Raw genomic sequence first — 12944 nt, 5'->3', positions numbered from 1 at the left:
TAATTTATTGAGAAGGGAGGATTTCTTTATGGAATTTCACGCTTCACAAAAAGAAACAGAATGGACTATTTATTGGAAGGAAAATGATTTACAGTTTGCTCATGAACTTCCTTTAAAGAGCGAAGAAATCATCGCAATTCAAAAATGGTTAAACGAGAAGTTTCAAAGTAGATGGCATGATTCTAGTCGTCGTATCATACGTACACTCTGGCATCGTTATCCGTTCACTTGCTTACTTGCTACATCGACTATCGCTTTAGATCAAGAAGATGTAGGATTTTGGACATTATTCGCTAATTTATATTCAGTGAACGATAATTTTGTGAACGAATGGAAAGAAGAAATGGATACAGCTTTGTCCAGAAATTCAATTTATCGTTCTACTGACACTCATCGTCGCTACTATTTAACAGCTTTAATTCATTCGGGTGTTACATCACTTTATGCCCTGAAAAATATCTATGATTATTTCATCAGCCAAGTAATTGATCAAAGAAGACAATTACCAAGTGCTATTCGCCAAGTCATCAATGGACAATGGCAGTGGACTGATCAATTAAAAAAACCAATCCTTCTCTATATTGAACAAAGTATGCGAAATCCTGATCCACTTCTACGCCTAAAAGAGTTTTTCACGGAAAAGAGAACATTCAGCTCCTTTCCACCATATATGCATAAAAACTTAAAAGCCATTCAAACAATCATTCAAGCAGAGAGAAAGAAACACTCACGGCGCCAATTCGTTTTCTGGAATGAAATTCTTCATCGTCCACAAATTAAATTACCTATCATGGAACGTGAACATGCACAGAACGCTTACTGGAAAGTAGGATCACGAATCGTTTATTGTCAACGTGAAGTGACTGCTCATACTGTGCGATTTCACCCTAAAGAAATCGAAATTGATTATTCTCCGAATGATCATACACTGACTTTGGTCATTGACTCAGAAGAAGAAATCTATGAATTACCCTCGACGATGCCCTATTATTTCAAACAGAAATCAGATTCAAACCATTACGATTTGATTCGTGGCAATTATATCGAAGTGGGGCAAGAAATCGTAGTCGTCAAACCATCAAGTTTCTCGACAAATGAAGCTTATCGTCCTGTCACACATGCTTCTTGGTGTGATTTTGAATATAAACGTTTCTTGATTCACGGTGAAACTGAATTCTACTTCCAAACAGAATCTGGTCTCATCAGAAAGCAATTCGTCACGACATCGAAAGTAACACTGACTGTCGATACTGCACCAATTTTTTATTCGACTACCAAACACTATCGTGAATTACCAAAATTACGATTTCATGACCTTGATAGTTTTCAGGAGTTATTAGAATGGTCTATAACAATTAATGAAGTAGTATTTACGTTCGAGCAATTTTCAGATGCTTTAATTCAACGAGAAGACGATTTGATTTTAGATTTAAAACAATTAAAGATTCATCGCAATATTCTACAAGCGATCACCTTACATTTAAACGATCGACGTAAAGGACATTCTTATAGTTTAAAATTCGTGCTTTTCCCACGTGATTTTTCTTATCGTTTCAGTCAAGACCATGTTTCATTTTCATCAAGACATCTTCAAAAAATACGAATTGCAAATCAGATATTCAACCCGCAAGAAGGAACAATCACTATACCGAATGATTTTCTCCAGACATCGATACCGCTGACTTTTACGATTGTTGGACATGCTCTCTATACGACTGATTTCAGCAAGGATTTTTTCGAATACGAAATCCTCTCCAAAAAAGGTAACAGCAAAGTATATACACCTGAAGAAGTGAATGAACTATCTGTTCGCATTACAAGAATCTATCCGTCACAAGAAATCCTTCATGCCTATCTACTCATCGAGCATTCTTCTAGAGAGGCAGAGCAGGTTCCTATTATACTCAAGCGCAATCGTCATACTAACGTCGTCTCACTGAACATCTGTCATCACGTATTAACTCGATTTAAATCAGGTAGCATCCAGCTAGTGATCAATGATCAATCTGAGTTCATTTGTCACTTTACAGAAGAACTTCACTCACTTCTTCATATGGATGAATCCTTCATCGTTCATTTAGATCATCCACTCGAATACGATATTAAATTTAGAGTATTTCATCCTTATAGTCTGATGGAGAACAAAGAAGTTTTCACTTTACCTCAAGGTTCTACCCATCTTCGTCTACATCCCTTCTCTGATTCTGATGTCATCATCAATGGAATCAAAGATGAAACAGACTGGTTCGGAAACGATGATGACATCATCGCATTTCCAAAACTTGAAGTTCCGTTATCAAAAGAAAAACTGACGATTTTACTCCATTCGTTAGATGAATCTACTTGGCGGTTCTTCATCTATAAGCTGAACGATTATGGTGCGACATATCTGCAACAACTAGCTGACATTCAACCGCTACTATTGCAACGAGTGTTAGAATCTCGAGAGATAACAGAATTAACAGTCGACTTTTTAGATACTAAATATGTCGCATGGGAGCAATGGGTAGATACATTTAGCATTTATCTCTGGTCCCTCAACTATCAACAACTGTTCTATACAAAAACTGACACGACAAGGCTTCTTCATGACGCATTCGGTCATTTGAAAACGTTCTCACTATTGAATTTGTCTGATCGACGCACACTAAGACAGCAGTTCAAGCAGTTTACTCCTGAGAACCTACACCCTTTAGACTTTAATATTCTTGATGGTTGTAACGCTTATCTTGATGATCGTTTTTATCATAATCCAGACGAAGTCTTCTCTTACAAATTACAAGTCGATGATTTACTTCAGAAAGCAGATAAAAAAATCGAGAAGTGGAAAAAAGAGAAGAAAATGCCTGAACAGGTACAAAAGCTGATTGAAGACCGAGAATTTCCTTTAAGTGTCAACGCTAATCAATTTCCGACATTGTTTTATATCACCTTGCGAACGAAACTTCTTGCGATAGGTCTCTCACCTCATCTAAAACTCAGTGCTAAACAAAAAATCAATCATCTATTGAGAAGTTTGCCCGCCATATCTACTAAAGATTTAAGTCACGATGGCTATCATCTTGCAAATGCTTGGGAGGAAGAAACATGAGTATTCATCCGATAAATGCTACTACACGTCTTCAAGATCGTTATATGGATTATTTAACTTCTTACTTCAAGATTAACAATCACGATTTACATGAACAGTTCAAACATAATCTTCGTCTAAGCAACCAGTTTCTGAAAGGTCCTTATCTCGAAGCGACACTTCCTTATAAGCCCGGAAAGACGATAACCGAACTGATTGATGAACAGATCGTCCATCCAGAAATTGCTCGCTTTTTGCCTGGTGGATCAGAGTTTCGATTGTATCGTCATCAAGAACGTGCCATCCGTCTAGCTAAAACGAAAACATCCTTTGTCGTCGCTACTGGAACCGGATCTGGTAAAACAGAGAGCTTCATGTTACCGATCTTCAATCATCTTTTGGAGCAAAAACAGGCAAATATCCTAACAGATGGGGTACGCGCGCTCTTACTTTATCCAATGAACGCACTTGCAAACGACCAACTCGATAGACTCCGAAAATTACTAAAAGATACACCAGACATCACGTTCGGTCGATTTACGGGAGAAACGGAAGAAAAGAAAATCAACGCTGCTCAAGCTTATAAAGCACAACACAAAGAAAATCCGCTACCTAATGAGCGCTTGTCGCGAGAAGAAATACGCCGAAATCCACCGCATATCTTAATTACCAACTATGCTATGTTGGAATACTTGATGATGCGACCGGAAGATAACACATTGTTCTCAGGTATATTTAAAAAGAATTGGCGTTTCGTCGTGCTAGATGAAGCACACACATATGATGGTGCGACAGGCGCAGAAGTAGCCATGCTACTTCGACGATTAAAAACAGAAGTGGAAGAAAATACTCCTTTGCAATTCATCGCTACTTCTGCGACACTCGGTTCGTCTGATGAAGCTAAACGTGAGGTCATGTCGTTCGCGAGTAAATTGTTCGATCAGCCGTTCTCGTTAGAAAACGAGCAACTCATCATGTCTGAACGTATCGATTATGATGAACTCTATCCAGCAATCGAACTTCCTGACTCAAACGTATACGTTGAATTACAGAAGTGCTATGACCAAAACCAAATACCTGATTTGAAACATTTCGGCTACTTGCAAACCTATTCTGGTCAACCTCGTGACATCATATACGAGTTGTTGGCACGGGACAGACGTCTCCATGCCTTGCGCAAAAAATTAAGTGAAGTCCACTTATTAATCGATCTAGCTAATGAAATTTTCCCGGAATTAGTTCAACAAGAAGCGATAGAGCGCTTAATTGCATTAATTGATATCGCAACATTGATCAACGATGAGACTCGTCCTAAGCTGCTACCCGCAAAATATCATACTTTCTTTCGAGCACTAGAAGGGGCTTACCTTGAAGTTCATCCTCGCGAAAAACTTCATCTGTTTCCAAAACATGAATCGGAGTCTGGTCATCCGATTTATGAGATGGGTGTCTGTCGGCGTTGTGGAGAAGTTCATTGTTTCGGTCATGCACCGGATGCTGGTCGACTATTACCGAAAAGTAAAGATGGAAAACAACCCAATACGATTTTTAGCTTTCGAACTGCAAGTGAACTCGCTTCTGACTTAGAGGATGATAAGACAGTGGTCACTTCTCAAAAAGATTGGTGTCCCGCGTGCGGAGCAACACGTTTTTCATCAGAGGAGGATAACCCTTGTGAATGTGACGTGCCACTACGACAGATTTCTACGATCAACGTCTTAGAGCAATCACCTTCTTGTATGTCGTGCGGACTCCCTTCTCATCGGACTGATGCAATCCGTCGCTTTTATACAGGGGCGGACGGGGTGACCTCGGCACTTGCTGCACAGCTGTATCAAGAACTGGTTCTTGGAAATCGTAAGCAACAACCTGAACAACCCGTAATCAGTCGAGAAGATGATTGGTTCATGGATGAGGAATCTGCCACGCCAGAAGACACAAAAGACTCCTATGAAACACAAAATTTAATCGTTTTTTCTGATTCTCGACAGGACGCTGCCTTTTTTGCGCCTTTTCTAGATCGTACGTATCGAAATTATTTATGGCGCTCTTACTTTTGGCGTGCTATTCAAGAAACTGCTCATCCCATTTTGATCGAAGAATGGAAAAATCGTACTTTACATTTAAGCGGCGCACGTTCAATTCATCTTTTTGAGGATTTGACGATTGATCAAGAAATCAAGCTACGACTGTTCCGTGAATTCATTTTAAGTGATGATGACTTTTCATTAGAGAACCTCGGGATGATTGCATTTGATTTACGATTAGAGCCATACAAAAGAAGTCAGCTTGAATCAATCATCTCAAAACAAATGCAAATCAAACCTGAACATGCTTGGTCTTTCTTGATGACGATTTTCTATTATTTACGTCTTCAAGCCATTGTCGGAATTTCAAAGGACTTGGACAGGAGACACGTTTTACTTGCACCGAAAGACCATGTATACGGTATTGTCGCAACAGGCGGCTATCCAACGGCATATGTAAAAAATTTCGTACCCGAACGAACAAATGTCTTTTTCCAATGGTTCGAACGGTATTATGATCGCTATGAGATTCCTCATACGTCAGAAAGTATTAAAAGCACACTTATGGATCTATTCAACAGAGTATTGATTAATCCAAATTCACCACTTCGTAAATTCTTTGATTATTATGATGCTGAAAAAACGCAATCTGAACGTTGGGTTTTACAAGCCAATCATTTCGAAGCATACATTCCTGAAAAGGTGTATGTTTGTACACTCTGTAAAGCAATTCATACGCATGATGCTGGTATCTGTAAGACACGAAACTGTAAGGGGCATCTCGAACAGACTAGCATTACATCACTCGAACAAGGTGCACATTATCGGGAGATGTATCAGCGTATGCTCCCCATTGATATGGTCGTCAAGGAGCATACAGCCCAATTATCGAATCGTCTTGGACAAGAGTATCAGAATCAATTCATTAATAAAGATATTAACGTCTTATCTTGCTCCACCACGTTCGAAATGGGAATCGACGTCGGAAGCTTGGAGTCCGTCTTCATGCGAAATGTACCGCCGAAGACAAGTAACTACATCCAGCGTGCTGGTCGTGCCGGACGAAGCTCATCTGCTGCAGCATTCGCTTTGACATTTGCTCAAAAAAAATCACATGATTTGACGTACTTCGATAACCCTAAAAACATGATTGCAGGAGACATCAAGGCACCTATTTTTTCTATTGAAAATGAGAAAATCATTCGTCGGCACATTCATGCGACGGCCCTTTCTTTATTCTTTAAAGAATCATCACATTTTTATGGTAATTGTGAACGATTCTATCGATTTGAAGACAGTGGTGTAAAAGGACATGAAGAATTCATCTCTTGGCTAAAGGAACGTCCGGCTTATCTAAAGCGTCAACTTTTATCAATCGTTCCGGTAACCCTTCAACAAGATTTAGGTATCGACGATTGGAGCTGGGTAAACACAGTCGATGACCCATCGGAAGCATTTCATAGTGCTTCTCTTCAATATGAGACAGATGTTCATAATCTTAATATGATTTACAACGAACAATCTGCGCAACGGAAAAAAGTAGATTCGTATGGAAGAATGATTACGACACTTCAAGGAGAACCACTGATCGGGTATCTCTCTGCAAAAGGCTTCTTACCGAAGTATGGGTTCCCTGTCGATACGGTTGAAATGAAATTACTCGATCCTAACTATCGCTCAAAACTTCGTCTACAACGTGACTTGAAACTAGCGATATCTGAATATGCTCCAGGTAGCAAACTCGTCGCAAATGGGATGCTGATCGAATCGACCGGTGTAAAGCTAATCGAAGGAAAACAATTACCGGTACATCACTACACGCATTGTCATAACTGCAATAAGTACAGTTATGTAGGTAAATATGGAGTCAATGATGAGCGAGAAATCGACTGTGAGAAATGTAGAGAACCGCTTCGGGTTAAATATTATGCTATTCCGAAGTTTGGTTTTTACGGGAAAGCCAAGCCACTGAGTACAGAACGTCGACCAGAAAAAGCATACGGATCGCGTGTCTTCTTCGCAGAATATGACGAAAAAGCTACGCCAGAGCAGGTTCATGTGGAAGGTAATCGATACGAGCTGGACTATACGTATTCTCATTACGGAACTCTTTCAGTCGTTAATGATAATAAAGGAAAACAGTACCTAATCTGTTCGGCGTGTGGGACACAGGTCGAGGACAAGAAGAAACACATTACTCCTTTTGGCGGGACATGTCACTCAAAAGAGCGAATGATGGTGAATCATTCACCTGTTTCCCTCGGTCATCAGTTCACGACAGATGTGTTACGGTTATCTTTCCGTTTTTTCAATGGACGTCAACTTCATGATTCGAATAAATCCTACTCTTTATTATTCGCTTTGATTCGCTCTGCAAGTTTCCTCCTACAGATCAATGAGGATAATTTAGGTGGCGTCATTCATTATGAAGCTTCCACAGGGACATATGATTTGATTTTATACGATGATGTTCCAGGCGGTGCTGGATTCGTTCAAGCCGTCAGTCGTAAACTACCAGAAATCATGGATCATGTGCGAACAAGTATCCAACACTGTACGTGTGACGTGAAAACAAGCTGTTATACATGTCTCCGTTCGTATCGTAATCAATTCCTACATGATCAATTGCAAAGACAACATGTCATCGACCTATTTAGCATGAACTAACAAAAAAGTCTTCCACATCTGAACAACAGATGCGGAAGACTTTTTACACTTTTAGCGAAGCTCTTGATCAAGCGGGATGATTTTTTCATCCAATACGATACGCCATGAACGTTTCATACCTGGACCGTATTTTAATACGGTCATTAAAAAAACATCTCTTTAACATATGGAGTCTGTATTTTCAATAAATTAATTACAATCTATCTGCAAAAGTATTTACGAACATTCTTTCGTATGATAATATTCGGTGTATAGAAATTCTACAAAAGTAGAATTTCCAACAACTATATTACTGAAACGAGTGATATTTATGTCGTTTTCCTATGAAAAATTATGGAGACTAACTGCAAAAAAAGGAATAAATAAGACGAAATTAAGAGATCTCTCTGGAATAACTTCAGCTTCTTTAGCTAGATTAAGTAAAAATGAAAATGTCAGAATGGATGTATTAGAAAGAATATGTAAGTATTTAGATTGCAAAATCGAAGATATAGTTGAGTATATTCCCGAGAAAGAGCAAAATATTGCTAAAAATAATTTAAAATTTATTGATTTATTTGCTGGTATCGGTGGATTTAGAATTGCTGGTGAAGAAAACGGAATGAATTGTGTATTTTCATCAGAAATCGATAAATTTGCTTGCGAAGTATATAAAAATAATTTTAATGAATATCCTTATGGTGATATTACAAAAATTAAAGCAAGTGAAATTCCTGATTTTGATGTTTTATTTGCTGGATTTCCTTGTCAACCTTTTAGTTATGCAGGTCAATTGCAAGGATTTGAAGATGAAATAAGAGGAACACTCTTTTTTGATATAATTAAAATATTAAAAGAAAAAGAGCCTGCCATGTTTTTGTTGGAAAATGTAAAAGGATTAAAATCTCATGATGGTGGTAAAACTTTAAAAACTATTTTGGAGCATCTGGAACAACTAGGTTATGATGTTCATTGGAAAGTCCTGAATAGTCTACATTTTGGAGTTCCTCAGTCAAGAGAGCGCTGGTACTGTGTTGGTTTTAAAAGGGAAGTTTCTTTTGAGTTTCCTACCCCTTCAAATCTCAGTGTAGCATTGAAAGATATAATTGATTTTAGCGAGAACGATAATCCAGCGCTTAAATTAAGCGACTTTGAATTATCTAGAATTAGCCATCACTTTAATGTTTGCCCTTTAGATTCTGATATTCAAATAAGAGTAGAACATGATAGCTCAAAATATAACAAAAACACAAAAAAAGGAAAACATGGTGTTTATTCATATTTGAAACCAGATAAATCTTTAAGATTTCATGTAGGAGACTTTGCTAAAACACAAATCCAAGAGGCTTACTATTGTAATTTAAATAGTTATTCTCCATCTGTAATAGCAGCTCGTGCTCCAAAATTATGGGACTTAAAGAGACATCTTTCAGATAGAGAATGTGCAAGGTTACAAGGGTTTCCCGAAAACTTTAAACTTGCGACATCTTCTGTGCAAGCTAAAAAGCAATTGGGCAATTCTGTTACAGTTCCGGTTATTTCAAAAATAATTAAAAATATGATACTTTCCTACAATTTAGCTCCGGCAATAGAAAAGCAGTTAGAGCTTATCGAACTCAATACGTAAAATAACGAATATTCATTAGATCGATAAAAGGTTTATCGATTCGCGTTCTCTTCTAACTTTGTTCCATTGGTAAACTGTCTTTTTCATTGACTTCTCGCATCTCGAAGAAACGACGATGAAAGTTAATAAAGGCTTACTTCAGTACAGGAGTGAATGTGGGATAGACTCAACGAGATAATAAACTGCGTATATAATTTCATTCTCTTGAAGACGAACTTCTAAATTAAAGACAAAATCAGCTTGTTCATATTATAGCCTTTAAACATAAGGGCACTTCCGACGGTTATAGTTTTGTAACTTTAACTTTATCAGAAGTGTCCTTATTTATTTATTCAAAATCGATTTTTTACCATAGAATAAGATCCTCGAAACAACTACACGTTTCGAAGGTCTTTTCATTTGTTAAACTGACTTATGTTTTAGCCTTTTTTCTTTTTTTAATAGGTAAATCGCAGCATAATCTTTATAGACTTTAAAATACCAAGCTAAATTAATTCTCTAATCTCATTATTTTATTAATATCATTAATAAAAATAAAGTTTCTTTCTTTTATCGATTTTGAGAAATCAATTGTAAAAATAAACAAATTAGTTTCATTGAAGCTAAGCACATTAACTTCAGTAGGATCTAACCGCCCATAATATGGGTAAACCAATCCTGAATACGAAGCGTCTAAACTATACGAATAAAAAACAATTTGATATAAATCTGATAAACTACCAATATTACTGCTATCTGAAATGTCTTTATTTTTAACGTCCAAAACTCCTAATGCTGCTCCTGAGTCATTATGATAGTCAATTATAATATCGGGGGAATAGGATTTAATATACTCTATACTTTTAATTTGATATCTACCCATAATTTTAGGAATATCCCATTTAATAATTGGTAAACTAAGCATGTTTTTCAGCACTTTGCGGACATAACTTTCAAAAAGAGTATTTGAATTTATTAAATAAGAAGAACTAACTACTTCGCTGTTTTTTAAATTAATTTTTAAATCGTTTAAAATTTTTTCTGCTAATCCTAGTACAATAGAATATTTTTTGTTTTCAAAATGTATTTTTTTCTCTTTTTCAGTCATCAAAATTTGTAGATCAGAGATATCTGTTTCAATATCATCAAAGTAAGAATTTATTAACGAATATACTTTTGATTGTTTTTTATTTTTACTTAATACATTTACTTTATCTAAAGCTAATTTAATTATTTTATTGTACGCAGTATTTAAAGTATGAATTTCAAATTCTACAGGAATTTTATCTTGCAATAAATTTAAAGGAGAGATATTTTCAACCAAGATTCTGCCTCTTACTTTGTTCGTTAATTCTTGAACTTGTATAAAATCTCCTTCTAATCCATTTGTCACCAAATCCAAAGTTTCTTGCAAAAACAATTCAATTAAATTTTCTTGTATACCAAAACTATTATTTTCACTTAATAAACTACTGATTTTGTCATCTAGAATACCCTCATTATAAAGTTGCATCTCCAAATAATGATTGGATGACAGATTTGAAATACGTGGTTGAATATTTAATACAATGTCTTTAATCAGAATACTCCCAATAATATAACTGTCAAATATTATTGTCTCTCCTTTTAACGTTAAGGGAAGTTTATTGTTTTCTTTAAAAAAAAGTTCAAATTCCGCGATATAAGTTTTATCTAGTGTATAGGAAGAACCTTCTCTTAGATTAATTATTTTCATCTCAATTTAGATACTCCTCTACAGCTTGCTTGAACATATCTCCTCGTAATTGGCTAGCTAATTTTTCCCCTACGACAGAGGTAATTAAATCGTAGTTTCCATTACAATAATCCTCGATTAAAGGTAAAACTACATAATTGAAAAGGTATGAAAAATCTTCGACTGGCCAAATGTATTTATCTACATTTTCTAAGTAGACATAGTCTTTCAAAAAAATAGCATGTCCTATTACCATTTCTTTATTATTTAAAGTAGATAATAACTTTTGATTTATTTTTATTAAAAAATCGGCTATTGAAAAACTGTTATCCTCAATGCTCGTTTTATCGATAAGAATACTCTCATCAACTTTGCAATAGATTTGATAAAAGCGTCTTTTAATAGCATAATCTATTCGTCCTACTGTCCTATCTGTAGTATTCATTGTACCAATTATTTTCAAATTACTTGGTAAATAATAATTTATATTATTGCCGTCAAATACTATGTTCAAATTTTCGTTTCTATCCAACAGTTGTATCATTTCTCCAAATACCTGACTAACGTTGGCTCTATTTATTTCTTCTATAATCAGTAAAAAACTTTTATCCTTATTCTCATATTTCATTGCTTCCTCTACAAAAATAATCAATTCACCTTTTTTGTCTTTCAATGTACCGTTTTCTAGTATCTTCCCACCAATAAAATCTTGATAGGAATATTGAGGATGAAACTGAAGTCTTTTTACTCTATCAAATCTATCTGATAATTTTTTAGCTAAAAAAGATTTTGATGTTCCGGGAGGACCCATGAAAATTACTTGCTGTGCTTTATTTACTAGCTCTTCACAAAAGTCTAAATCTAAATTCGAATTGTTTTGAGTCGAATTTTCGCTCTCAAATCTTTGTACTGTATATGGTAAATTTTTTTCTTTTAAGTCTATTTCATAAAAATCTTTAACCCACTCTTTATCTTGTTGATTTGAACCAATTAGCCCTCTTATGAATGACGGTTGAATAATTATCTTACTGTATTCTAATTTGAATCGAGAACTTGTAGAAAAAATAAGTATTTTTTCATCTTCAGTAATTTTGAAATAATTAATAAAATTATTAATTATATTTGATAATGGAGTTTCTCTAGAAAACTCACTAAATTTTTCACACCAAACTGCAATTGCACTTAGTGCTATCTTATTGTCCATTCCTTTAAAATAGTCTAAGTAATTATGTTTTAACTTAATTAAATTAGCGTTTTCAGGATCATTTGTAATTATAGATTTCCACTGTCTTCCACCTCCGGTAATGTTATTACTCAATCTAGATGTAGACCATATTTGAATTGATTCTGTAGGATTTTTTTTACTCCAAGAAAATGACGACATACTTAATGGATTTATAAAATTTTTTTTCTCTTTTAATACGTTATCAGAGATAAATAAAGCAGCTAATTTTTTGGTTGCTTCTAGTAAGCTACGTTTAGTTGAATCTTTAGATAAATCAATATACTCATGTTGAGACAAACCAGCATGTTTCAAGATAAATAATGTGAATAATTCATTATCGTATTCATAGATACTATTAGTTAGAATCGTATGAACTTGCGAAATTGTATTTTCGCTCAAATAAAAGTTTGACATTTAATATTCTCCTCTACTTTTTAAGGATATAATAATTAATTAGTTAGACATAAAATATTTCTCCTCAGCTATTAATGTACTTTGTAGTTATAGCATCGATTCACTTCTACATAGGGATGAATCAGTCTTTGAATTTCTTATGTATCAGATTAAATGCTATTCATAGCTAAATTTAAATATATCGTCACAACAAATGCTTTAGGTCATCAATTATTATCCATAATGCTTCATCACAAATAGGA

General features: G+C 35.3%; 5 protein-coding genes. 3 read left to right on the top strand and 2 right to left on the bottom strand.

Features of this window, described 5'->3' with window-relative positions; genetic code table 11:
• Nucleotides 1-28: 28 nt before the first annotated feature.
• The 3 genes from ESP131_RS04060 to dcm all read left to right on the top strand — a co-directional run bounded on the left by ESP131_RS04060 (nt 29) and on the right by dcm (nt 9370).
• A complete protein-coding gene (locus tag ESP131_RS04060; protein ID WP_069940220.1) occupies nt 29-3091 on the top strand; it encodes a hypothetical protein in 3063 nt (1020 codons plus the stop codon).
• Complete coding sequence (locus ESP131_RS04055) at nt 3088-7764, top strand: DEAD/DEAH box helicase (protein ID WP_069940219.1); 4677 nt, start codon at nt 3088-3090, stop codon at nt 7762-7764. The genes ESP131_RS04060 and ESP131_RS04055 overlap by 4 nt, the downstream gene beginning before the upstream one ends.
• Before the next feature lie 310 nt (nt 7765-8074).
• Entirely contained in the window at nt 8075-9370 is a 1296-nt protein-coding gene (gene dcm / locus ESP131_RS04050; protein WP_083254764.1) for a DNA (cytosine-5-)-methyltransferase, read from the top strand.
• 490 nt (nt 9371-9860) lie between these two features.
• Here the strand turns inward: dcm and ESP131_RS04045 are convergent, their stop codons facing one another.
• Together ESP131_RS04045 and ESP131_RS04040 are read right to left on the bottom strand one after the other, a co-directional pair.
• On the bottom strand, nt 9861-11084 hold the full coding sequence (locus ESP131_RS04045) for a 5-methylcytosine restriction system specificity protein McrC (protein ID WP_069940218.1): 1224 nt from the start codon (nt 11082-11084) through the stop codon (nt 9861-9863).
• A 1-nt stretch (nt 11085) separates the two neighbouring features.
• A complete protein-coding gene (locus ESP131_RS04040) occupies nt 11086-12702 on the bottom strand; it encodes an McrB family protein (protein WP_069940217.1) in 1617 nt (538 codons plus the stop codon).
• Nucleotides 12703-12944 lie beyond the last annotated feature (242 nt).

Origin of the sequence: Exiguobacterium sp. U13-1 (assembly GCF_001750115.1) — a bacterium.
In the GTDB taxonomy this organism is placed as follows: Bacteria; Bacillota; Bacilli; order Exiguobacteriales; family Exiguobacteriaceae; genus Exiguobacterium_A; species Exiguobacterium_A acetylicum.
Note: the sequence above shows the minus strand (reverse complement) of the source record. Positions and strands in the feature narration are given on the sequence as shown.

Excerpts from the sequence above, each read along its gene's own strand:
- ESP131_RS04055 (WP_069940219.1), top strand. The coding sequence starts at position 3,088 with ATGAGTATTCATCCGATAAATGCTACTACACGTCTTCAAGATCGTTAT.
- dcm (WP_083254764.1), top strand. The coding sequence starts at position 8,075 with ATGTCGTTTTCCTATGAAAAATTATGGAGACTAACTGCAAAAAAAGGA.
- ESP131_RS04045 (WP_069940218.1), bottom strand. The coding sequence starts at position 11,084 with ATGAAAATAATTAATCTAAGAGAAGGTTCTTCCTATACACTAGATAAA.
- ESP131_RS04060 (WP_069940220.1), top strand. The coding sequence starts at position 29 with ATGGAATTTCACGCTTCACAAAAAGAAACAGAATGGACTATTTATTGG.
- ESP131_RS04040 (WP_069940217.1), bottom strand. The coding sequence starts at position 12,702 with ATGTCAAACTTTTATTTGAGCGAAAATACAATTTCGCAAGTTCATACG.